Source organism: Micrococcus flavus, assembly GCF_014204815.1.
GTDB classification, from domain to species: Bacteria; Actinomycetota; Actinomycetes; order Actinomycetales; family Micrococcaceae; genus Micrococcus; species Micrococcus flavus.
In genome coordinates, this window is record NZ_JACHMC010000001.1 from 1,715,313 (window position 1) to 1,737,723 (window position 22,411).

Annotated in this window: 21 protein-coding genes and 1 riboswitch; of the genes, 6 read left to right on the forward strand and 15 right to left on the reverse strand. The window is 73.4% G+C overall.

The window, feature by feature from the left end; all coding sequences use genetic code 11:
* Positions 1-27 precede the first annotated feature (27 nt).
* Positions 28-1,335, forward strand: a complete 1,308-nt coding sequence (locus BJ976_RS07995; RefSeq protein WP_135029126.1) for an MFS transporter — start codon at positions 28-30, stop codon at positions 1,333-1,335.
* Positions 1,336-1,431: 96 nt separating this feature from the next.
* Here the strand turns inward: BJ976_RS07995 and BJ976_RS08000 are convergent, their stop codons facing one another.
* The 3 genes from BJ976_RS08000 to BJ976_RS08010 are packed head-to-tail and all read right to left on the reverse strand — an operon-like array spanning position 1,432 to position 4,531.
* Positions 1,432-2,067: a cation efflux transmembrane domain-containing protein gene (locus BJ976_RS08000; RefSeq protein ID WP_135029124.1), complete on the reverse strand. Its 636-nt coding sequence runs from the start codon at positions 2,065-2,067 to the stop codon at positions 1,432-1,434.
* On the reverse strand, positions 2,064-3,152 hold the full coding sequence (locus tag BJ976_RS08005) for a GNAT family N-acetyltransferase (RefSeq protein ID WP_308421549.1): 1,089 nt from the start codon (positions 3,150-3,152) through the stop codon (positions 2,064-2,066). The genes BJ976_RS08000 and BJ976_RS08005 overlap by 4 nt, the downstream gene beginning before the upstream one ends.
* On the reverse strand, positions 3,149-4,531 hold the full coding sequence (locus tag BJ976_RS08010) for a glycine--tRNA ligase (RefSeq protein ID WP_135029122.1): 1,383 nt from the start codon (positions 4,529-4,531) through the stop codon (positions 3,149-3,151). The genes BJ976_RS08005 and BJ976_RS08010 overlap by 4 nt, the downstream gene beginning before the upstream one ends.
* A gap of 130 nt (positions 4,532-4,661) precedes the next feature.
* Here BJ976_RS08010 and BJ976_RS08015 point away from each other — a divergent pair, with 130 nt between their 5' ends.
* On the forward strand, positions 4,662-4,910 hold the full coding sequence (locus tag BJ976_RS08015; RefSeq protein WP_135029120.1) for an RNA-binding S4 domain-containing protein: 249 nt from the start codon (positions 4,662-4,664) through the stop codon (positions 4,908-4,910).
* 15 nt (positions 4,911-4,925) lie between these two features.
* Here BJ976_RS08015 and BJ976_RS08020 read toward each other — a convergent pair whose 3' ends face one another.
* Positions 4,926-5,609: an alpha/beta hydrolase gene (locus BJ976_RS08020; RefSeq protein WP_135029118.1), complete on the reverse strand. Its 684-nt coding sequence runs from the start codon at positions 5,607-5,609 to the stop codon at positions 4,926-4,928.
* Between the two features lie 63 nt (positions 5,610-5,672).
* On the opposite strand from BJ976_RS08020, the gene BJ976_RS08025 reads away from it, so the two are divergent.
* On the forward strand, positions 5,673-6,542 hold the full coding sequence (locus tag BJ976_RS08025) for an SGNH/GDSL hydrolase family protein (RefSeq protein ID WP_184231839.1): 870 nt from the start codon (positions 5,673-5,675) through the stop codon (positions 6,540-6,542).
* Between the two features lie 52 nt (positions 6,543-6,594).
* On the opposite strand, the gene metX is transcribed toward BJ976_RS08025, so the two are convergent.
* Together metX and BJ976_RS08035 are read right to left on the reverse strand one after the other, a co-directional pair.
* Positions 6,595-7,731, reverse strand: a complete 1,137-nt coding sequence (gene metX / locus BJ976_RS08030; RefSeq protein ID WP_135029117.1) for a homoserine O-acetyltransferase MetX — start codon at positions 7,729-7,731, stop codon at positions 6,595-6,597.
* A gap of 8 nt (positions 7,732-7,739) precedes the next feature.
* Positions 7,740-9,089, reverse strand: coding sequence for an O-acetylhomoserine aminocarboxypropyltransferase/cysteine synthase family protein (locus BJ976_RS08035; RefSeq protein WP_135029115.1), 1,350 nt, complete (start codon positions 9,087-9,089; stop codon positions 7,740-7,742).
* Between the two features lie 95 nt (positions 9,090-9,184).
* Positions 9,185-9,301, reverse strand: a riboswitch (SAM riboswitch).
* Between the two features lie 193 nt (positions 9,302-9,494).
* Between BJ976_RS08035 and BJ976_RS08040 the strand changes: the two genes are divergently transcribed.
* Positions 9,495-10,154: a VOC family protein gene (locus BJ976_RS08040; protein ID WP_135029113.1), complete on the forward strand. Its 660-nt coding sequence runs from the start codon at positions 9,495-9,497 to the stop codon at positions 10,152-10,154.
* 99 nt (positions 10,155-10,253) lie between these two features.
* On the opposite strand, the gene BJ976_RS08045 is transcribed toward BJ976_RS08040, so the two are convergent.
* Positions 10,254-11,135 carry a CPBP family intramembrane glutamic endopeptidase gene (locus tag BJ976_RS08045; RefSeq protein ID WP_135029111.1) on the reverse strand — a complete coding sequence of 294 codons (882 nt, stop codon included), beginning with the start codon at positions 11,133-11,135 and terminating at the stop codon, positions 10,254-10,256.
* A 137-nt stretch (positions 11,136-11,272) separates the two neighbouring features.
* Between BJ976_RS08045 and BJ976_RS08050 the strand changes: the two genes are divergently transcribed.
* Complete coding sequence (locus BJ976_RS08050; protein ID WP_135029109.1) at positions 11,273-12,310, forward strand: phosphotransferase family protein; 1,038 nt, start codon at positions 11,273-11,275, stop codon at positions 12,308-12,310.
* A gap of 28 nt (positions 12,311-12,338) precedes the next feature.
* Here BJ976_RS08050 and BJ976_RS08055 read toward each other — a convergent pair whose 3' ends face one another.
* From BJ976_RS08055 to gatC, 4 genes are all read right to left on the reverse strand, one after another.
* Positions 12,339-12,986, reverse strand: coding sequence for a hypothetical protein (locus BJ976_RS08055; RefSeq protein WP_135029107.1), 648 nt, complete (start codon positions 12,984-12,986; stop codon positions 12,339-12,341).
* A 217-nt stretch (positions 12,987-13,203) separates the two neighbouring features.
* The gene (gene gatB, locus BJ976_RS08060; RefSeq protein WP_135029105.1) at positions 13,204-14,706 is read right to left on the reverse strand and encodes an Asp-tRNA(Asn)/Glu-tRNA(Gln) amidotransferase subunit GatB; all 1,503 of its coding nucleotides are present in this window, start codon (positions 14,704-14,706) and stop codon (positions 13,204-13,206) included.
* The gene (gene gatA, locus BJ976_RS08065) at positions 14,703-16,316 is read right to left on the reverse strand and encodes an Asp-tRNA(Asn)/Glu-tRNA(Gln) amidotransferase subunit GatA (RefSeq protein ID WP_135029103.1); all 1,614 of its coding nucleotides are present in this window, start codon (positions 16,314-16,316) and stop codon (positions 14,703-14,705) included. Before gatA ends, gatB begins: the two co-directional genes overlap by 4 nt.
* A 5-nt stretch (positions 16,317-16,321) precedes the next feature.
* The gene (gene gatC / locus BJ976_RS08070) at positions 16,322-16,618 is read right to left on the reverse strand and encodes an Asp-tRNA(Asn)/Glu-tRNA(Gln) amidotransferase subunit GatC (protein WP_135029101.1); all 297 of its coding nucleotides are present in this window, start codon (positions 16,616-16,618) and stop codon (positions 16,322-16,324) included.
* 173 nt (positions 16,619-16,791) lie between these two features.
* Between gatC and BJ976_RS08075 the strand changes: the two genes are divergently transcribed.
* On the forward strand, positions 16,792-17,979 hold the full coding sequence (locus BJ976_RS08075) for a Fic family protein (protein ID WP_167736912.1): 1,188 nt from the start codon (positions 16,792-16,794) through the stop codon (positions 17,977-17,979).
* Between the two features lie 50 nt (positions 17,980-18,029).
* Here BJ976_RS08075 and BJ976_RS08080 read toward each other — a convergent pair whose 3' ends face one another.
* Genes BJ976_RS08080 through ligA form a run of 4 tightly spaced genes read right to left on the reverse strand, consistent with a single transcriptional unit; the run spans position 18,030 to position 22,394 of the window.
* Positions 18,030-18,599 carry a GNAT family N-acetyltransferase gene (locus BJ976_RS08080; protein WP_135029097.1) on the reverse strand — a complete coding sequence of 190 codons (570 nt, stop codon included), beginning with the start codon at positions 18,597-18,599 and terminating at the stop codon, positions 18,030-18,032.
* Positions 18,596-19,078: a glutaredoxin domain-containing protein gene (locus BJ976_RS08085; RefSeq protein WP_135029095.1), complete on the reverse strand. Its 483-nt coding sequence runs from the start codon at positions 19,076-19,078 to the stop codon at positions 18,596-18,598. Before BJ976_RS08085 ends, BJ976_RS08080 begins: the two co-directional genes overlap by 4 nt.
* Positions 19,075-19,962: an inositol monophosphatase family protein gene (locus BJ976_RS08090; protein WP_135029093.1), complete on the reverse strand. Its 888-nt coding sequence runs from the start codon at positions 19,960-19,962 to the stop codon at positions 19,075-19,077. Before BJ976_RS08090 ends, BJ976_RS08085 begins: the two co-directional genes overlap by 4 nt.
* The gene (ligA, locus tag BJ976_RS08095) at positions 19,959-22,394 is read right to left on the reverse strand and encodes an NAD-dependent DNA ligase LigA (RefSeq protein ID WP_167736911.1); all 2,436 of its coding nucleotides are present in this window, start codon (positions 22,392-22,394) and stop codon (positions 19,959-19,961) included. Before ligA ends, BJ976_RS08090 begins: the two co-directional genes overlap by 4 nt.
* Positions 22,395-22,411: the final 17 nt, after the last annotated feature.

The window sequence follows — 22,411 nt, forward strand, 5'->3', positions numbered from 1 at the left end:
CTGGACCGGCGTGAGAGGCTGGCCGGCATGCCCTCTCCGCCCGCCACGGCCGGCGTCAACCGCGCCCGCTGGGCCGCGACCGCCGCGTTCTTCACCAACGGCGCCCTGCTCGGCGCGCTGATCCCGCACTATCCGGGGGCGAAGGCCGCCTTCGGCCTGGACTCCGGTGCGTTCGGGCTGCTGGTCATCACCCTGGCCCTCGGCGCCGCGGCCGCCGGGTCCACGCCGGCGCCGCTGCTGCGCCGGTGCGGCAGCCGCCGGGTGGTCCTGCTGGGCAGCCTGCTCGTGGCCGCCCTCGCCCTGATCGCGGGGTTGGTGATCGACGTCGCGGCAGCCGCCCGTGCCGACGGCGACATGGGGGTGACCGGCAGCGCCTGGCCCGGCGCCGTCTGGCTGTTCGCCGCATGCCTGTTCGTGGCCGGCGCAGCGGACGCCGCCGTGGACACTGCCCAGAACGCCCAGGGCCTGCGCGTGCAGTCGCTGCTGGGCCGCCCCGTCCTCACCTCGATGCACGCCGGGTGGAGCCTCGGCGCCGCGGCCGGCGCGGGCCTCGGCGCGCTGAGCATCGCCCTCGGCCTGCCCGTGGCCGTCCACCTGGGCCTCAACGGGCTGGCGTGCGCGGTGATCCTCGCGCTCGCCGTCGGCCGGTTCGTCCCCGACGACGTCGGCCCTCACCCGACCTCCGATTCCGCCTCCCCCTCGGGCACCCCCGCCGCGGACGCCTCGGCCTTCCCCACCACCGGCCTGCGCGCCGCGGGGGCGCCGCTGCTGCTCGTGTCCGTGATCGCGATGGGCGGGTTCGCGGTGGAGGAGTTCGGCAACTCCTGGACGTCCCTGTACCTGCAGTCGGAGCGCGGGCTGGACGCGGCGCTTGCCGGGCTCGGAGCCGCCACCCTGCTGCTCGCGCAGTTCGCCGGCCGCGTGGGAGGCGACGCCGTCCTCCATGCACTGGGCCGGCGGCGGACGCTGACGGCGAGCCTCGCCGTCGTGGTGGTGGGCCTGGTGCTGGCGCTGGGGGCCCCGGCCACGCCGCTGGTCTCCGCGGGGCTCGCGCTGGCGGGCGTCGGCTGCGCCGTGGTGGTGCCCACCGCGTACGCGCTCGGCGACGAGATCCCGGGACTGCCCCGTCAGACCGGCCTGGCGGTGGTGAGCTGGCTCATGCGGCTGGCCTCGATCGGGCTGAGCCCGCTCGTGGGCCTGCTGGCCGTGGGCCTGCCGCTGACCGCGGCGCTGGCCGCCTTCCCCGCGCTCGCCGCACTGGGGCTGGTCTGTTCTCTGCTCATCGAGCGGCCGGCACGCCCCCGGACCGGCGCGCCGACGCCCGCCGCACGCTGAGCACGGCTAGCACGGCGCACGGCGCTTTGGGGGCGGAACCCGTCGCCTCCTCACCGTGACGGCGACGTGTTCCGCCCCGGAAGTGCCAAGGGAGTGTCAGTCGTCGTCGAACTCGCCGGCCAGGGCCTTCGCCGCGAGCTCCTCCTCCGTGGCGGCCTCCCAGACCTCCTTGGCGGCGGAGCCGTTGAGCACCACGAGCAGCACGCCCACGATGATGTCGGCCCAGCCCGAGGCCGTCAGCGCCGTGGCCCCGGCCAGGGCGATCAGCACGACGCCCGCGATCAGGTCGTTCCGGGCGGCGAGCCACGCGGCGGCGGTGAGGGAACCGCCGTCGGCCCGGAAGCGCGAGAGCAGGCCCACGCACACGAGGTTCACGAGGATCGCGCCGACGGCCGTCCACAGCAGGGCCCCGGCAGCGGGCGGCTCGGGGTCGCCGATCTTCACCACGGCCATGACGAGCGCGGCGATCGCCGGGAGCACGATGATCCCGGCCATGACCTTGCCGACCCTCGCCCGCCGGGCCAGGGACCAGCCCAGGGCCACGAAGATCAGCAGGTTGACCGCGAAGTCCTCGAAGAAGTCCACCGAGTCGGCCACGAGCGCCACGGACCGGATGGACAGCGCCACCGCGATCTCCACCACCATGTAGGCCAGGTTCAGCAGCGCCACCGTGAGGACGGTGGTGCGCAGGGACCGCACGCGGCCCGCGTCGGCGGTCTCCTGACCGCTCACGTCGGATCCGTGGCCCAGATGCGGGTGTCCACGAGGGTCAGCGCGGCCTTCGCCCCGATCAGCCCGTCGAGGATCGGCTCGAGGGCCTCCATGGCCTCGTCCACCTCCACCTGCACGGGGTGCTGCGCCACGAGCATCGCCAGCAGCTGACCGGTTGCCAGCTGCGCCTGATCGAGCGGCAGCTGCGGGTCCCAGCCGAGGAACACGTCCGCGGGCGCGTCCTGGCGTTCGGCCGTGTAGGACACGGCGAACGCGCGGATGGTCCCGCCCTCCTCCTTCGGGGTGTCCCGGAGCACGACGGCGCCCGCCGCCCCCGTCTGCGGGCCCAGGATCAGCTGCTGGGCGGCACCCACGGACATCTGCGAGGGGTCCCAGCCGTGCACGGCGTCGTAGAACGAGGCCACCGCGCGGGTGAGCTCCACCGACCCGGTGGCGGCCTCCTCGAGGACCGCGCCCTCGGGGTGCTCCTCGTCCCGCAGCGGCGGCAGGGCGATCGAGCCCGGCGCCACCGCGATCCGCCGCGAGCGCTGCACGGGGGTGAACCCTGAGGCCACGAGGAACGCCTCGGTACCGGCCACCTGCGCGGCGTGGGCCTCCCCGGCTTCCTCGCCGAGAGCCGCGGTGGTCGCCGCAGCATCGCCCTCACCGGACTCCGCCGCGGCGTCCGCCTCATGGCCCGTCACCACGGGCACACGCGAGGCGACGGCGAAGCGCGTCTTGAGCTGCGTCGTCGTCACCCGGCCGGCGGCGTGGGCCTGCTCCACCGCGGCCCGCAGGGCCCCGAGCAGGGCCGAACCGATGCCCCGGCGGCGGGCCGTGGGCGCCACCTCGAGGTAGAGCCACAGCCGGCGCGGGTGCAGGGACTGCGCGAACACGGTGCCGGCACCCACCGGGACGCCGTCGTCCTCGGCCACGAGCGTGCGCCGCCACGGGGCGTCCGCGTCCGGGGCGAGCATGGCGCGGTCCTGGTGCTGCTGGACGTCGGCGGGGTCCCCCCACACCTCGAGCAGGCGCAGGTCGTCGCCCTCCGCCCACGGGCGCAGCGTGACGCCTGCGGGCAGGTCCATGCTGTGCTCGGCGCTCACTTGACCAGGCGCTCCAGCAGGTAGGACTTCACCTGGGACAGCGCCACACGCTCCTGGGACATGGTGTCCCGCTCGCGGATGGTGACGGCCTGGTCCTCGAGGGTGTCGAAGTCCACGGTGATGCAGAACGGGGTGCCGATCTCGTCCTGGCGTCGGTAGCGGCGGCCGATCGCGCCGGAGTCGTCCGTCTCGATGTTCCACAGGCCGCGCAGCTCGGCGGCGAGGGCCCGGGTGGGCTCCTGCAGCTCGGGCTTCTTGGACAGCGGCAGCACGGCGGCCTTGACCGGGGCCAGGCGCGGGTCCAGCTTCAGGACGGTGCGCACGTCCACGCCGCCCTTGGCGTTGGGGGCCTCGTCCTCGGCGTACGCGTCCACGAGGAACGCCATCATCGAGCGGGTCAGGCCGAAGGACGGCTCGATCACGTAGGGGGTGTAGTGCACGTCGTTGGCCTGGTCGAAGTACTGCAGCTTCGTGCCGGAGGCGTTCGTGTGGCTGGTGAGGTCGAAGTCGGTGCGGTTGGCCACGCCCATCAGCTCGCCCCAGCCCTCGCCGCCGCCGAACCCGAACCGGTACTCCAGGTCGATGGTGCCGTCCGAGTAGTGCGCGCGCTCCTCGGCGGGCACGTCGAACTTGCGCAGGTTCGCCGGGTCGATGCCCAGATCCACAAACCAGTTCCAGCAGTCCTCCACCCAGCGGTCGAAGTGCTCGCCCGCCTCCGCCGGCGGCACGAAGTACTCGATCTCCATCTGCTCGAACTCGCGCGTGCGGAAGATGAAGTTGCCGGGAGTGATCTCATTGCGGAACGCCTTGCCGATCTGGCCGATGCCGAACGGCGGCTTCTTCCGGGATGCGCTCAGCACGTTGAGGAAGTTCACGAAGATGCCCTGCGCCGTCTCCGGGCGCATGTAGTGCAGGCCCTCCTCGTTGTCCACGGGGCCCAGGAAGGTCTTCATCAGGCCGGAGAACATCTGCGGCTCCGTGAACTCGCCGCGCGTGCCGCAGTCCGGGCACACGACCTCGGCCATGGACTCCGGCGCCCGGCCCTTCTTGGCCTCGAACGCCTCCTCGAGGTGGTCCTGGCGGTGGCGCTTGTGGCACGCGGTGCACTCGACCAGCGGGTCGGTGAAGGTCTCCACGTGGCCGGAGGCCTCCCACACGTCCCGGGGCAGGATGATGGAGGAGTCCAGGCCCACCATGTCCTCGCGGGAGCGGACGAAGGTCCGCCACCACTCGGCCTTGATGTTCTCCTTCAGCTCCACGCCGAGGGGCCCGTAGTCCCACGCGGAGCGCGAGCCGCCGTAGATCTCACCGGCCTGGAAGACGAATCCGCGGCGCTTGGCCAGGTTGATCACGTTGTCCAGGGGGGACTTGGCAGCCATGGGGGCATCACTTCCGTACACATCGGGGGCAGGTGGGGATCACGACGACGACGCCGCCCGGTCCGCGTGCGGGGCACGGGCCGGCGTCGGGCGGGTCGACGCGCCCAGCCTACCGGGGACAATGGAGCCCATGACCTCTGCTGACGCCCCCTCCCCCGACGCCCAGCCGCTGCCGATCCGCGACGCGTCCATCCGCCTGGGCCAGGCCCTCAAGCTCGCCTCCCTCGTGGAGGACGGCGCCATGGCCCGGGACGTCGTCCAGGACGGGATGGTCACGGTCAACGGCGAGGTGGAGACCCGCCGCGGCCGGCAGCTGCACGGCGGGGACGTCGTCGGGTTCAACGGCGAGGAGATCGTGATCGAGGCCGACCAGGGCTGAGCGCCCGGCTCGGGCTCAGCGCACGTGGTGCGCGAGGTACTCCTTCACGTGGCCCAGCTCCTGGGGGCTGATCGCGTGGCCCAGGCCCGCGTAGACCACCTTGGTCAGGTCGGTGTTCGCGGTCAGCCACGCGTGGGACTCCTCCACGCGGTGCTCGGAGATGATCGGGTCGGCCTGACCGCGGCCCCAGAAGACCTTCGGCTTCGCCGCGGCGACGGTCTCGTCCGCCGGGAACAGCCCCTCCAGGCCCGCCTCCGCGTGCCGCGGGTCCACGACGAACCCGGACAGGGCGACGGTGCACGCGTAGGCCTCGGGGTCGAGCCGCAGCAGGGACGTGGCCATGGCCATGCCCTGCGAGAAGCCCAGCAGCGACACGGTGCGGAACCCGGCGCGGATCTCACGGACCCACGCGTCCAGTGCCTCGACCGCGGACCGGACCGCGCCGGCGTCGGCGCCGATCTCCCCGGTGACGGGGTCCTGGGAGAGCGGGAACCAGGCGGCCCCGCCGGTGGACAGCGCCAGCGGGGCGCGCACGGACACCGCGGTGAGGTGCTCCGGCAGGTGCGCGGCGACACCGACGAGGTCGTGCTCGTCGGCGCCGTAGCCGTGCAGCAGGATCAGCAGGTCGTCGGTCCATTCGCCCTCCGGGCGGGACCAGCGGACGGTGGACGGGGCGGGGGCGGAGGAGGTCTCGGTCACGGCGACACCCTACTGGTCGTCTCCCCTGGCCCCGGGGGCACAGGACGGGCACAATGGATCAATGTGAGTGAGACGACCGGTATCGACAACTTCTCCGCCACCGCCCTCGGACAGCCCTGGCGCCGCTTCGTGGCCCTCGGCGACTCCTTCACGGAGGGGATCGGCGATCCCGACCCCACCCCGGAGAACCCCGACTACCACCGCGGCTGGGCCGACCGCGTGGCGGAGGAGCTCTCCCGGCTCACTCCGGCCGGCGAGCCCTTCTCCTACGCCAACCTCGCGGTGCGCGGCCGCCTGATCGACGAGATCGCCGCCGGCCAGGTGGATCCCGCCGTGGCGCTCGAACCGGACCTGATCAGCATCTGCGCCGGCGGCAACGACATCCTCCGCCGCGCCGACCCGGACGACGTCGCCCTGCGCCTCGACGACGCCGTCGCCCGCCTGGCCGAGAGCGGCGCCACGATCCTGCTGTTCAACGCCACGGACATCCGGGACACCCCCGTGCTGGGGCGGATCCGCGGTCGCGTGGCGATCTTCAACGAGAACATCCGCACCGTGGCCGCCCGCCATGGGGCGCTCGTGCCGGACATGTGGTCCCTCAAGGAGCTCTCCCGCCCGGAGATGTGGGCCGAGGACCGCCTGCACTTCTCTCCCGCCGGGCACCACACCATCGCGGCCATGGTCCTGGACATGCTCGGCGTCGAGCACGATCTCAACCCGTTCGTCCCCCGCCCCTCCGTCGAGCGCACGTGGAGCCAGGCGCGCGTCTCGGACGTGCGGTGGGCGCGCACGCACCTCGCCCCGTGGGTGGGCCGCCGGCTGCGCGGCGTCTCCTCAGGGGACGGGATCGAGGCGAAGCGGCCGCTGCCCGCGCCGCTGTTCGGGGCGGACATGCCCCACGGCTCCGACCACACGGAGGACGCCCGGGACTGACCCGGGACGACGCCGGCCCCGGCCCGGCAGGTCCGCACGCCGGCCCCGGGCCTCACAGCTCGAGCGCGGCCTTCAGCTCCTCCGCCACCTGCGCGTACTCGGTGAGGAACCCGTCGTGCCCGATCGGCGAGGCGATCGTGTGCACCGGCACCTCGCCGGGCAGCAGGCGTGCCAGCCGCTCCGACTCGGCCGGGAAGTACAGCCGGTCCGAATCGACGGCGGCCACGAACGCCCGCCCCGGGTATCCGGCGAGCGCGGCCTCGACCCCGCCCCGGCCGCGCCCGACGTCGTGGCTCATGAGCGCCTCCGTGAGGGTGACGTAGGAGCCGGCGTCGAACCGGTCCACGAGCTTGGCGGCCTGGTGGTCCAGGTAGGACTCCACCTGGTAGCGGCCCGCCCGCGGCCCGGCGACGGTGCCGAACGGGTTCTCGGCGCCCTGGGCGGCGCGGCCGAACCGGCCCTCCAGCTCCGCCGCGGACCGGTAGGTGGTGTGCGCGATGCGCCGGGCGATGCCCAGCCCGACCACCGGACCGGGGCCCGGGTGGTAGTCGCCCCCGGCCCAGTCCGGGTCCAGGCGGACGGCCTGGGTCTGGGCCTGCGCCCACGCGATCTGCTCGGCGGAGGAGCACGCGGTGGAGGCCAGCACCGCCACCCCGCGGACCATCTCCGGGTGGGTCACGGCCCACTCGAGCGCCCGGGCCCCGCCCATCGAGCCGCCGATCACGGCCTGCCACGCGGTGACGCCGAGGTGCTCCGCCAGCCGCCGCTCCGTCTCGACCGCGTCGCGCAGGGTGACGAACGGGAAGCGGCTGCCCCAGGGCGCGCCGTCCGGGGCCGGCGAGGACGGGCCCGTGGAGCCGTCGCAGCCGCCCAGCATGTTCGGGGCCACCACGAACCAGCGGTCCGTGTCCACCGCGCGGCCGGGGCCCACGAGCTCCTCCCACCAGCCCGCGGAGGGGTCCGCACGGTGGGAGGCCACGTGCGCGTCCCCGGTGAGGGCGTGCAGCACGAGCACGGCGTTGGCCCCGTCCGCGTCCAGGGTGCCCCACGTCTCGTAGGCCAGCCGCACGTCCGGCAGGTGTCCGCCGGTCTCGGTGTGCAGCTCCCCCACGGAAAGGCTCCCCCGCGTCCCGTGGGGCAGGCGCGGAGCACGGAGCGCCGGGGCCGGACGTGTCGTCGTCATGGTCATCACTGGCCTCAGCCCTGATCCTGCGGACCCACGGCGCGACCGGCGGCGAGGAAGCCGCCCTCCAGATCGGCGAGGACGTCGTCGAGGTCCTCCACGCCCAGGGACAGGCGCACCAGTCCGGGGGTGACGCCGGCGGCGCGCTGCTCGCCCTCGGTGAGCTGGGAGTGCGTGGTGGAGGCCGGGTGCACCACGAGGGAGCGGACGTCGCCGATGTTCGCCACGTGGTGGTGCAGCTCCAGGCCGTCCACGAACGCCGCGCCCGCGGCCGCGCCGCCGGCGATCTCGAAGGACACGAACGCGCACGCCCCGCGGGGCAGGTAGCGCTGCGCGCGCTCGTGCCACGGGCTGGACTGCAGGCCCGGGTGGGAGACGGACTCCACCTGCGGGTGCCCCTCGAGGTGGCGGGCCACCGCGAGCGCGGTGGCCACCTGGCGCTCCATGCGCAGGGAGAGGGTCTCCAGGCCCAGGTTCACCAGGAACGCGTTGAACGGGGAGATGGCCGACCCGTAGTCGCGCAGCAGCTGCACGCGGGCCTTGAGCACGAACGCCAGGTTGGCGCCCAACGGGCTGCCCACGCCCAGGTCCCGGGCGTAGACCACGCCGTGGTAGGACTCGTCCGGCTCGTTGAACCCGGGGAACCGCTCGGGGTCGCGGGCGTAGTCGAACCGGCCGGCGTCCACGATCACGCCGGCCATCGCGGCGGCATGCCCGCCGAGGTACTTCGTGGCCGAGTGCACGACGACGTCCGCGCCGTGCTCGATGGGCCGCACGAGATACGGGGTGGTCAGGGTGCTGTCCACGATCAGCGGCACGCCGGCGTCGTGGGCGGCCTCGGCGACGGCGGCGATGTCCAGGACGTCGCCGCGCGGGTTGCCCACGACCTCCCCGAAGAAGGCCTTGGTATTCGGGCGCACGGCGGCGCGCCACTGCTTGGGGTCGTCCGGGTCCTGCACGAACGTGGTCTCCACGCCCACCTTGGCCAGGGTGTGCTTGAACAGGTTCTGCGTGCCGCCGTACAGCGAGGCGGAGGCGACGACGTGGTCCCCGGCCCCGGCGAGGTTGAGGATCGAGAACGTGGTGGCGGCCTGGCCGGAGGCCAGCAGCAGCGCGCCGACACCGCCCTCGAGCGCGGCGATCTTGGTCTCCACGGCCTCCTGGGTGGGGTTGCCGATGCGGGTGTAGATCGGGCCGAGGTCCTTGAGCGCGAAGCGGTCGGCGGCGACCTCGGCGGACGGGAAGTCGTACGAGGTGGTCTGGTAGAGCGGCAGGGCCGTGGCCCCGAAGGCGTGCGGCTCGGTGGCGCCCGCGTGGACCTGGGTGGTGGAGAAGCCCCAGTGCGGGGCGGCGTCGGTGGTCATGGCTGGTCCTCCTGAACGGATCAGGGGCCGCGGACGTCCACCCCTGCGGCGCCGCCGCGGACGGGCGTGCACCGAGGGAGGGGACGCCGTGGGGCGGCCCGCGCTTGCCGGCACCCCGGGCGGGGGCCGGCCTGGTCGTCACCCGGGGCACCCCACCGCGGTAGGAGGGTTGCCGGTCAGCTCGCCGGGGCCTTGCGCTGACTCTCGTGACCGTGCCGCCATCGTAGCCGCCCCGGGGCGGCGGGAGGCCGGATCGCGACGTCCGGTGACCCGATTTCGTCACCTGTGTCACACGCGGATACGCTTCCACCACAGGGGGAGCGCCGCCGTCAAGACCCGGCTCGCACCGCTGCTCGCACCAGCCCAGGACCTCGGGAGAGCCGGGGAACCGAGAGGATCAGCGCCGTGAACACCTGCCGCATGGACCACGTCTCCTACGCCGCCGGACCCGAGGGCCTCGACGCGACGGTGGAGCGGATCTCCGCCGCCCTCGGCGTCGAGCGGATCAAGGGCGGGGTGCACCCGCGCTTCGGGACGCAGAACGTCCTGTTCCCCATGGCCAACCGCCAGTACCTCGAGGTCGTCGAGGCCCTGGACCACCCGGCCTCCCTGTCCGCCCCGTTCGGCCAGCTGGTGCGCGCCCGCTCCGAGCAGGGCGGCGGCTGGATGAGCTGGGCCGTCTCCACCACGGACATCGGCCGCTTCGAGCGCCATCTGGGCCGCGCGGCCGTGCCCGGCGCCCGCCGCTTCCCCGACGGCCGCGAGCTGTCCTGGCGCCAGATCGGGGTGAAGGGCACCCTGGCCGACCCGCAGTTGCCGTTCATCATGCGCTGGGCGGACGGCCAGGAGGACATGCATCCCTCCCAGGCGGCCGAGCCGCAGGCCGCGATCGAGAAGGTGTCCATCGCCGGCTCCCGGGACCGCCTCATCGAGTGGCTCGGCGGCGAGCAGGAGGACGAGGCGGACGGGGTCGCGGACGTGGACGTCGAGTACCTCGCCCCCTCCGGCACCCCGGGCATCGTCTCGGTCACCTTCACCACGCCGGCGGGCACGGTCACCCTCTGACCGGGCGCTGCCCCTCCTCCTGCGCTGTGGGGGCGCTATCTGGTGCCTTCCGGGCGGGACAGCACCGGGTTCCGCCCCGGAAGTACCGCGGGGGCGGCCTCACCCGCCGAAGAGTCCCGCCTGGTGGAGCAGCGGGTACGCCACGAACCCGGCGGCGTCCAGCAGGAAGTGGGCCAGGACCAGCGGCATGACCCGACGCGTGCGCAGCAGCACCAGCGTGAACACCACGCCCATGAGCGCGTTGCCGATCCCCGGGCCCACCCCCTGGTACAGGTGGTAGGCCCCGCGCAGCACCGCGAGCGCCAGGACCACCATCCAGACCCGCACGGGCAGGATCAGGCCCGGCCCCTCGACAGCGGGGGCGGGGACCCCGGAGGCCCCGGCGGCGCGCAGCCGCTGCAGCCACCCGAGCCGGTCGACGAGCCACACCCCCACGATCACCTCCTCGACGAGGGCGTGCCGCGCAGCGGAGAGCAGCAGCACCGGGATCTGGTACCAGGTGTCGTCGAGGGCGTTGGCGACGATCGCCGTCGTGATCCCGGCGGCGCGGCCGGCGGCGTACACGCCCAGTGTGCCGAGGCCGATGCCGAGGAAGAGGGCGAACCCCCACGCGAGGTCGCGGCCGGGACGGCGCAGGTCCAGGCCGAACGCCCGGAACGGGTTGCGCCCCCGCAGCCACGTCAGGTGCAGCACGAGCAGCACGGGGACCAGTGCGAACCCGATGTCCAGCAGCTGATAGGTCAGGTCGAAGCCCCACCGTGGGCTGAGGGTCGGGTTCAGCACGGTGGTCTGCTCGCCGAGCGGGGCGCGGGTGGCCTTGTCGATCAGCTGGACGATCGCGTAGACGGCGCTGCGGCCCAGGGACAGGCCCAGCACGATGGCGATCTCCCACCGGACCACGCGCGCGCTCGGGGCGGGGAGGGCCTGGGGCCCCGGGCGGGTGGCGGCCACGGAGGGGACGGGGGCGGCGGGTCCGGTCATGCGGGCCAGTATCTCCTCCTCCCCTCCCCCTCTCTCACTTTCGAAAGCGGAATCGGCCCTTCAGCCGTCTCCCGGAGACTCGGAAGCCCCGATTCCGCGTGCGACAGTGCAGGCGGGGCGGGCGTTACCGTGGGGTCATGACCTCCTCCCCCGCCGCGTCCGAGCTCGAGCTGGCGGCCGAGGCCCTGGACCGTCTGCTGCCGGACGTGCCCGCCACGCTCGCGGGCCGCCTCCGCTCCGCCGACTGGGGCGGCGGTCGCGTGGTGGAGTCCGGCCAGTTCCACCGGGTGCTGGTGCTCGAGGACGTCGGCGTGCTGCGGATGACCCGTCTGAGCGAGGCCGGGGCGCCGATCGGCGCGGCCTGGGCGCCGGAGGACTCCCCCGCCGCGCACCTGCCCCGCCGGATGGCCCTGCTCGAGGCCCTCGCCGCCGCGGGCCTGCCCTTCGCGGTGCCGCGTCCGCTGTCCGCGGTGCTCCGCCGGGACGACGACGCCGGGCACCCCCTCGCCACGGCCGTCCTCCAGGCGTTCGTGCCGGGCCAGCCGCATCCGCCCCACGAGGGGGACGCAGCCGTCCTGCGCGGGATCGTGGACGCCCTCGACGCGGTGGACGTGACCACGCCGGCGGTGGCCGCGGGGCTGGGTCCGGCGTTCGCGTTCCGCGGCCCGTGGACCGCCGAGCGGATCGACCGCGTCGCACGGCTCGGGGCGGCGCTGCCCGCCGAGCACACGAGCGCACTGCCGGCGGACTGGGCCGGCGTCGTCGGGCGGATCGCGGCGGCCGTGACCGCGTGGGCCGCGGCTCCCCCGGACGGCCCGTCGCTCGTGCACGGCGACCTGGCCGGGCACAACATGCACTGGCTGCCGGTGGCGGGCCAAGGCGGCCACGAGGTCCGCTGGGAGCCGTCCGGGATCCTGGACTGGGACCTGGCGCACGCCGGGGACGCCGCGCGCAACGTGGCCTCCCTGGGGATCTGGCACGGCGAGGAGTGGATCGAGGCGATCGCCCGCACGCCGGAGGAGGCCCTCCGCGCCCGCGTGTGGCTCGGCGCCGCCGGCCTGGACTCCCTCGACGACGCTGCCGCACGGCAGGAGCTGACCGGCCGCGCCCCGCGCTGGGGGCGCCTGTTGCGCAAGGTGCTGCCGCGGATCGAGCGGGCGGCCGCGGCGCTCTGACCTGCCACCCCTCGCCGCCCGCCTCCGGTCAGGGGCAGATGCTGTACGTCAGCTGGAAGGCGGAGAGGAAGATGCGCTGGTCCCCGTCGATGGTGGTGCTCGCGGTGGCGGCCTGGTTCCAGTAGTGGAGGTTGAACGAGGTCACGTCGCCGGTGAAGCGGATCGTCGCATTGCCCCGGCTCTCGCTCTCCTGGACGTCGGTGTTCCTGCCGGCGGCGCGGAGGGGGTCCGTCAGCGTCCCGGTCCCGCTGACGCCCGCGGTGGTGGTGTTCGCCCTCGTCGCCGTGAAGACCGTGGCGCTCTGGATGCCCACCGCGTCCACGAAGTCGGCGGTCTTCGAGTCGATGTCCGTGATCGTGAAGGCGAGACCGCTGACAGGCCTGCTGAAGGTGAAGGTCGTCACCGTCTTGTTGGCGTTCGTCCGGGTGTCGCGCTTGTCGCTGTCCGACCGAGGGGACTGATGGAGGACCAGCGGGTTGGCTGCTCCCCCGGCGGTATCGGCAGTGGCGGAGGTGCGGGTGTAGCGCGCCGTGGACCAGTCCACGGTGACGCTCCGCAGGCATGCCGGTGAGATGGCCATCGCGGGCGCGGCGGCGGCGAAGGCCACCGCCGGTGCGGTCCAGGCCAGGCCATGGACGACGGCGCGCCGGCCGGCGCAGTGTCGGGTCTCGTTCATGGGGGTCGGCCTCTCCACTGCTCTTCCTCGGTGTGGCGTCCGACGGAACGTCATCACAGCGGAGACGAGTACCGACCTGTGAACATTGGGGTGACGTACATGTCCTGCCGCCGTAGAGCAGGAGTCGCCCCACCCACCTCAGACGAGGGGCCACGAACGGTTCGGATCCGGCCTGGATTCCCACCGTTCGTGGCCCCTCGTCGGGGAGGGGTGCGGCTCAGCCCACCCCGAGGCGCTCGAGCACGATCTCGCGGACGCGGCCGGCGTCGGCCTGGCCGCGGGTGGCCTTCATGACGGGGCCGATCAGCGCGCCGACGGCCTGCATCTTGCCGCCCTTGATCTTCTCGACCACGTCCGGGTTGTCCGCGATCGCGGCGTCGACGGCCTCGGTGAGGGCGCCGTCGTCGGAGACCACGGCCAGCGAGCGCGCCTCCACGATCTCCTTCGGCGTGCCCTCGCCCTCGGCCACGAAGCCGAGCACCTGCTTGGCGATCTTGTCATTGATCGTCTTCGCGGCGATCAGCTCCTCGATCTCCACCACGTGCGCGGGGGTGACGCCGAGCTCGGCGACCTCCTTCTCCTGCACGTTGGCCAGGCGGGCGATCTCGCCCATCCACCACTTGCGGGCGGCGGCGGGGGTCGCCCCGGCTCCGACGGTCTCCGCGATCTGGTCCGCCACGCCGGCGTTGACCACGTCGCGGAACTCCGCGTCGGAGAAGCCCCACTCGCCCTTGAGCCGCTTGTTCCGCACGGCCGGCAGCTCGGGCAGCTCGGCGCGCACGCGCTCGATCCAGGCCTCGTCCACCACGACGGGCAGCAGGTCCGGCTCGGGGAAGTAGCGGTAGTCGTCGGCGTCCGACTTCGGACGGCCGGCCGTGGTGGTCCGGGTGTCCTCGTGCCAGTGGCGGGTCTCCTGCGTGATGGTCCCGCCCGCGGCGAGCACCGCGGCCTGCCGCTGGATCTCATGCATCACGGCGTGCTGGACGGCGCGCGTGGAGCTCACGTTCTTGGTCTCGGTGCGCGTGCCGAACTCCGACGCGCCCTTCTCCATGAGGGACACGTTCGCGTCGCAGCGCACGTTGCCGTGCTCCATGCGGGCGTCCGAGATGCCGATCGCCTTGACGATGTCCCGCAGCGCGGTGACGTAGGCGCGGGCGATCTCCGGGGCGCGCTCCCCGGCGCCCACGATCGGCCGGGTGACGATCTCGATCAGCGGCACGCCGGCGCGGTTGTAGTCCACGAGCGACGCCGACGCGCCCTGGATGCGGCCGGAGCCGCCCTGGTGGGTGAGCTTGCCGGCGTCGTCCTCGAGGTGCGCGCGCTCGATCTCCACGCGGAACACCGTGCCGTCCTCCAGCTCCACGTCCAGGTGGCCGTCGAACACGATCGGCTCGTCGTACTGGGACGTCTGGAAGTTCTTGGGGGTGTCCGGGTAGAAGTAGTTCTTCCGCGCGAACCGGCAGGACGGCGCGATCTGCGCGTCCAGGGCCAGGCCCAGCTTGATCGCCGACTCCACGGCCCCCCTGTTCAGCACCGGCAGGGTCCCGGGCAGGCCGAGGTCCAGCGGGGTCACGTTGGTGTTCGGCTCGTCGCCGAACGCGTTGGCGCCGGTGGAGAAGATCTTGGACGCGGTGTTCAGCTCGACGTGCACCTCGAACCCGAGCACGGGGTCGAAGCGCTCCATCGCCTCCGCGAAGTCCATCACGTCTGCGGTGCTCACTTGCTGCCTCCTGCGGGGGTCGCGGCGGCGCGCTCGGCGCCCTTCTGAAGGTCCGGGGCCTGCGCCCACACGGGGTGGCCCTCGCGCTCGGTCACGAGCCTCTCGACGGCGGCGCCCACCGCGTACAGGCGCGCGTCCTCGCGGGCCGGGGCCATGAACTGCAGGCCGTAGGGCAGGCCGTCCACGAGGCCGCCGGGCACCGAGATGCCGGGCACGCCGGCCAGGTTCGCCGGGATGGTGAACAGGTCGTTCAGGTACATCGTCACCGGGTCCTTGGTCTGCTCCCCGAGGCGGAACGCCGGGATCGGCGCGGTGGGGGTGAGCAGCACGTCCACCTGCTCGAACGCGGCGGCGAAGTCCTGCTGCACCAGGGTGCGGACCTTCTGCGCCGAGCCGTAGTAGGCGTCGTAGTAGCCCGCGGACAGGGCGTAGGTGCCCAGGATGATGCGGCGCTTGACCTCGTCGCCGAAGCCGGCGGCGCGGGTGGCGCCCATGACCTGCTCGATCGTGCCGCCGCCGTCCGGCACCACGCGGTTGCCGTAGCGGACGCCGTCGTAGCGGGCCAGGTTGGAGGACACCTCGGAGGGCATGATCAGGTAGTACGCGCCCAGGGCCGCGGAGAAGTGCGGGCAGGAGACCTCCACGATCTCCGCGCCCGCGTCGGCCAGGGCCCGCACGTCCCGGTCGAAGGCCTCCTTCACGCCCGGGTGCAGGCCCTCGGCGTCCAGGTCGGTCACGACGCCGACGCGCAGCCCCGCCAGGTCGCGCCCGGCCGCCGCGGCCACCAGGTCCGCCTGTCCCTCGGGCAGCGAGGTGGAGTCGCGCGCATCGTGCCCGCCGATCACCTGCTGCAGGGCCGCGGCGTCCGCCACGGTGCGGGCCGCGGGGCCCACCTGGTCCAGCGAGGAGGCCATGGCGATCACGCCGTAGCGGGACACCGCGCCGTAGGTGGGCTTGACGCCCACGGTGCCGGTGAACGCGGCGGGCTCGCGAATGGAGCCGCCCGTGTCCGAGCCGAGCGCGAAGGGCGCGCAGAACGCCGCCACCGCCGCGGCCGAGCCGCCGCCGGAGCCGCCGGGCACGCGCTGCCCGTCCCACGGGTTGCGGGTCACGCCGAACGCGGAGTGCTCGGTGGAGCCGCCCATGGCGAACTCGTCCATGTTGGTCTTGCCGAGGATCGGCAGGCGGGCTGCACGGATCCGCTCGACCACGTGGGCGTCGTACGGGCTCATCCACCCGTCCAGCATGCGCGAGGCCGCGGTGGTGGGCTGGCCCACGGTGACGATGTTGTCCTTCAGCGCCACGGGCACGCCGGCCAGCGGGTGCAGGGCCTCGGCCTCGGCGCCGCCGGCGGCGCGGATCGCGTCCACCTCGGCGGCCACGGCCAGGGCCTCCTCCGTGTTCACGTGCAGGTAGGCGCGCACGCCGGCGTCGGCGTCGGCGTCCTGGCGCGGGTCGCCGTCGACCGCGGCGATGCGGTCCAGGTGGGCCTGCACGAGCTCCACGGAGGTGGTGGTGCCGGCGCGCAGGCGCTCGGCCATCTGCAGGGCGGTGAGGCGGACGAGGCCGTCCGCCTCGATCGGGGCGTGCACGTCGAAGGTCTCACTCATCTCGATCACTCTCCGTCCAGGATCGCGGGGACCTTGAACATGCCGTCCTCGGCGTCCGGCGCCTGGTCCAGCGCCTGGTCCTGCGTCAGCATGCCGGTGGGCTCGTCCGCGCGGAACACGTTCTCCAGCGGGATGGGGTGGGAGGTGGGCGCCACGTCCTCGCCCGCCACGGCCTGCACCTGGGAGACGTGCTCCAGGATCTGCTCGAGGTCGCCGGACATCGCGTCCAGCTCCTCCTCGGTCATCCGGATGTGGGCCAGGCGGGCCAGATGCTCCACCTGCTCCCGGGTGATCTCAGGCATGGATCTCCTTCGCACAGTTCGGTTCGCACAGTTCGGGCGCCACTTCCAGGCAGGGCGGGACGCCGGTTTCAGACCGAGTCTATCGGCGGGACGGCTCTCGCCTCATGTACGATGAGGATGGATTGTCAGTTATTAAACGACATTCGACCACTATCTGCCCCATGGAGGCGGCCATGCTCTTCAACGCCCCAGACCTCAATGCGGACGACAGTGCCGTCCTGGAGGAGATCAACCGGCTGAGGCTCGATCTGCGGCACAATCTAGCCCCGACCCATCGCTGGTTCGGTACCCTTGCCCGCCAGCACCGAGCTCGGGCCGTCCGGGGGTCCAACTCGATCGAAGGCATCGACGTCTCGGAGGAGAAGGCCCTCGCTATTGAGGCCGACGAGGAAGAACTGACCACCGTTGACGACGTATGGCTCGCGGTCAAGGGGTATTCGGATGCCATGACCTACGCGCGCGTCCTGGGAGGCGACCCCGGTAGGACACTGGACATGTCCACGTTGCTCTCGTTGCACTTCATGGTCCAGGGTCATGACCTGTCGAAATCGCCCGGGGAGTTCCGCAAACGAGACGTATACGTGGAGGAGGAGGACACCGGACGCATCGTCTACGAGGGTCCCGACGCGGACGCGGTACCCGACCTCGTCGCTGAACTCCTGCATGATCTCGACGGCACGTCCGCGGGCGTGCCTCCCCTCGTCGTCGCGGCCATGGCTCACCTTAACCTGGTGATGATCCACCCCTTCCGGGACGGCAACGGGCGTCTCTCGCGCATTCTGCAGTCGGCGATCCTGTACCGGGAACGGGTGGCCGAAGCCGAGTTCGTCTCTGTCGAGGAATACCTGGGGCGCAATACATTGGCGTACTACGACGTGCTGGCCCAAGTCGGTGGTGGTCGGTGGCAGCCGCATCGTTCGGCCCATGCCTGGATCGAGTTCATGCTGACCGCCCACTACCGCCAGGCGACCACCGTGCAGCGCAGGGTGGAGATTATGAACCATGTCGCGGCACGTGCTGACGACCTGCTCGAGCGTCACGGTCTTCCTGAGCGCTCATTACCGGCTTTGGAGTCGACCCTCAGTGGTTGGCGCCTCACCAACGCTCGCTATCGAGAGGATGCGGGAGTCACTGCGACAACCGCTTCACGCGACCTGCGGGCGCTGTGCCGCGCCGGGATCTTGGAACGTCAGGGGCAGAAGCGCGGCAGTTGGTACATACCGACGGAGGAGCACCGATCCTGGCTGGCCCGCCTCCAATCGTCGTTGCGGGAGAAGTACGACTCGTCGGTCGATCCGTATGCCGTCCTGCGACGGGCAGGGCACCTTCCTCCTGCTGGCCAGGCGAGCATTGGGGGGTAGGCGGGACGGGTCCAGCTACTGGCCGCTGGCCACAGTGGCCGGACGAGGCCTCAGTCCACGGGCAGCACGTACACGATGAACGGGCCCTTGTCCTCCTCCGGGGGCAGGCCCGGCAGCAGCGCGGAGAGCATCCAGTCCCGCTCGGGCGTGCGGACGAACCCCGCCGCCTCGTAGAGGCGGTGTGCCTCGACCATGGACTCCATGGTGGTCAGCGCGACGCCGCGCACCCCCTCCATGGCCCGCGCCCGCTCGACGACGGCGGCCAGCAGCGCGCGGCCGATCCCCCGCCGGTGCAGGTCCGGGTGCACCGCGAGCATGCGGAACTCGTACTCGTCCTCGCGGGCGGTCTCCTGCAGGGGCGAGCCGGGCGGGGCGAGCACCACGCTGCCGCCCACCCGGGGCCCGGCGTCGGTGTCCACCTCGGCCACGAGGATCTCGGCCACCTCCGCCCGGGAGGCGACGTCGGCCAGGATCGCCCGGTAGGTGTCCTCCTCCTCGAGGTGGCCGCCGGCGTCGTACGCGGCGAGGATCAGCTCCGACACGGCGTCGTGGTCCTCGGGGCGCAGACGGCGGATGCGGACCCCGTGCTCCCGCCCGGTGGTCTCCTCCTGTGCCGTCATCCCGCTGCCTCCCTCGTCTGGCGCAGCCGTTCGCGCAGCCGGTCCCGGTCCGCCTCCGAGGCCACGATCCAGTCGCGGCGGCGGGTCCAGGCGGTCGGCACGGCCTGGTGCGGGCGGCCGTCCCGGCGAGCGTGCAGCGCCTCGAGGGCGGCCGCCGCCTCCGGCTCCTGCCAGATGTTGACCCAGTGCACGCGCCCGCGCTCCTCAGGCGTGAGGGTCTTGATCAGGGTCATGCAGTACCGACAGCCCGGCCGCCAGAACACGACGACGCCGCCCGCGTCCACCGTGCCCTGCGCCTGCGCGTAGGGCCGGGAGCGCACCCGGGTGGCGCGCAGGGACGGGAGCATCAGCAGGACCATCAGCACGGCGGACACGATCACGGCGACGTTCCGCTGCGCCGTGCCCCAGAGCGCGAACGCGAGGCCCGCGGCGATGAAGGCCGTGGGGTAGGCCCACGGGTGGCCGAGCAGCCGCCTCATGCGGTCGCCGCCTTCGCGCGGGCGAGGGCGGACGCGTCCACGTCCCCGGCCACCATCCAGTCGGGGTGGTCCGTCCCGTCGCCCGACGGCGGCCGGGTCACGGGCACGCCGGCCTCCTCGGCGATCAGCGCGCCGGCGGCCCAGTCGTACTCCTGCGTCCCGTACTCCGCGTAGGCGTCCAGGGTGCCGTCGGCCACCATGCACAGGTCCAGCGCGGCCGAGCCGATCCGCCGCACGTCCCCGAAGTCCGGCAGCAGCGCCTCGAGCGCGGCCAGCTGCAGCCGGCGCCGCTCCGGCCGATACCCGAAGCCGGTGGCCAGCAGGCGTCCTGAGCGGCCCGGCACGGGGCCGGTCAGCCGCACGGGCTCGCCGCGGTCCGGCGCGTGCACGCCCGCGGTGGAGGCGTCCACGGTGCTGAACGCGCCCCCGCCGGCGGACGCGTACCAGGTCCGCCCCAGCCCCGGCGCGACGACGGCGCCCGCCAGCCAGCGCTCCTCGCCGCGGGCGTCCGGTCCCCACACGGCCACGGAGGTGCAGAACTGGGGCAGCCCGCGGATGAAGTTGGTGGTGCCGTCCAGCGGGTCGATGGACCACCGGAACCCGGAGGGCTCGGCGGGGACGGTGGCCCCGTGCTCCTCGCCGGTGATCTCGTCCTGCGGCCGGTAGGCGGTGAGCACGCGGCGCACGACGTCCTCGGCGCGGCGGTCGTAGTCCGTGACCCAGTCCGAGCCGGAGGACTTGGTGTCCGCGCCGAGCTGGCCCCGGGTCAGCGGCACCGCCGGGTGATGGCCGGCCCAGCGCTCGCCGAGCACGTCCGCGCCGGCACGCGCGGCGGCCTTGGCCACCACCAGCAGCCCGGTCGGCGTCGTCCCGACGGCGCTCACGCCTGCTCCACCGCGCCCGGCGCGGCGCCCCCGGGGGCCTCCGGGCCGTCCTCCGCCTCGGCGTCCTCGTCCTCCCCGGCGAACGCCTCCGGCCCCTCCGCGAGCAGCCGCACGAACCCGGCCTCGTCCAGCACCGGAACGCCGAGCGACTCCGCCTTGTCCAGCTTCGAGCCCGCGGCCTCGCCCGCCACCAGGAAGTGCGTCTTCTTGGACACGGAGCCGGAGGCCTTGCCGCCGCGCACCAGGATGGCCTCCTTCGCGGAGTCGCGGGAGAAGCCCTCGAGCGAGCCGGTGACCACCACGGTGACGCCCTCGAGGGTGCGCGGGACGGACTCGTCCCGCTCGTCCTCCATGCGCACCCCGGCCGCGGCCCAGCGGTCCACGATCTCGCGGTGCCAGTCCTGGGCGAACCACTCGATCAGGGCGTCGGCGATGGTCGGGCCCACGCCGTCGATCTCCGCGAGCCGCTCGCGCTCGCCGCCCTCGGCCGCCGCCCGCAGGGCCGTCATGGAGCCGAACGCGGTGGCCAGGGAGCGCGCCGCCGTCGGGCCGACATGCCGGATGGAGAGCGCCACGAGCACGCGCCACAGCGGCTGGGACTTGGCCTTCTCCAGCTCGTCGAACAGGCGCAGGGTGGTGGCCGTGGGCGACGAGGGCCGCTTCGCGGTGCCCGCCGTGAAGAAGTACGGCTTGAGGGACCACACGCCGGACGGGACCATGCGCCCGTCCACCTTGGTCCGGCCCTCGCGCCACACGCGCACCTCGCCCAGGGCGCGCTGGGCGTCCGTCAGTCCGTCCTCGCCGCGGGGGCCGACGATCTCCTCGGGGGTGCCGGAGGCCAGGTCGAACACCTGCGCCTCGGCCGTGATCGGCCCGGCACCCTCGGGCACCACCCGCCCCTCGTTCTCCGCCGGATCGGGTCCGGGACCGTTCACCAGCCAGCGGGCGGCCTCCTCGCCGAGCGCCTCGACGTCGAACGCGCCGCGGCCGGCCAGGTGCTCCACGCGCCCGGCCAGCTGGGCGGGGCAGCTGCGCGCGTTGGGGCAGCGCAGGTCCACGTCGCCCTCCTTGGCCGGGGCCAACGGGGTGCCGCACGAGGGGCACTCGGACGGCATGACGAACTCGCGCAGCTCCACGCCCTCGGCCCGCAGCCGCTCGCGCATCGGCAGCACCGGACCCACGACCTCCGGGATGACGTCCCCGGCCTTGCGCAGCACCACCGTGTCCCCGATCAGCACGCCCTTGGCCTTGACCACGTCCTGGTTGTGGAGGGTGGCCATGGCCACGGTGGACCCGGCCACCCGGGCGGGCTCCATCATCGCGAACGGGGTGACGCGGCCGGTCCGGCCCACCGAGACCGTGATGTCCAGCAGCCGGGTGTGCACCTCCTCCGGCGGGTACTTGTACGCCGCGGCCCAGCGCGGCACACGGGAGGTGTGCCCCAGGTAGCGCTGATCCGCGAACGCGTCCGCCTTCAGGACGATCCCGTCGATCTCGTGCACCAGGCGGTGCCGCTTCTGGCCGTACTCCTCGATCACCGCGACGACGCCGGCCAACGCCGCCTCGTCCGCCCCCTCCACCACGCGGGTGTAGGGGCTCACGGGCAGCCCCCAGCCGGCCAGCGCCTGGTAGGCCTCCTCCTGGGAGTCCAGCCCGAACGCCTCCACCGAGCCGATGCCGTGCACGAACATGCTCAAGGGGCGCTGCGCGGTGACAGCCGGGTCCTTCTGGCGCAGCGCGCCGGCGGCGGCGTTGCGCGGGTTGGCGAAGGGCGGCAGCCCCTCCTCCGCGCGGCGCTCGTTGAGCTCGGCGAACGCCTGCGACGGCATGAACACCTCGCCGCGCACCTCGAACTCCTCGGGCCAGCCCTCCCCGGACAGGCGCTGGGGCACGTCCTGGATGGTCATGACGTTGCGGGTGACGTCCTCGCCCGTGACGCCGTCGCCGCGGGTGGCCGCCTGCACCAGGCGCCCGCCGCGGTACCGCAGGGCCACCGCGAGCCCGTCGATCTTGACCTCCACGAGCCAGCGCGGGGCCCGCCCCGGGCGCACCTCGGTCAGTGCGCCCGCGGCCCGCAGGAACCAGACCTCCAGCTCCTCCGGGGAGAACAGGTCCTCGAGCGAGTACATGCGCGCGCCGTGGGTGACGGGGGCGAACGCCTCGGAGGCCTCGCCGCCGACCTCCTGGGTGGGCGAGTCGTTCGAGACCAGCTCCGGATGCAGCGCCTCGAGGTCCTCGAGCTCGCGGTACAGGCGGTCGTACTCGGCGTCGGAGAGCTCGGGCGCGTCGTGCTGGTAGTAGGCCACGCGCGCGGCGCGGACCTGCTCCACGAGCGCGTCGTGGCGCTCGCGCACGCCCTGCTCGGGGATCTGCCCCTCGGTGGGGACGTGGTCGTCGGGGCCCTCGGCGGGGGCGCGGTCTGCGGTGCTCACCGGGTCAGCCTAGCGGC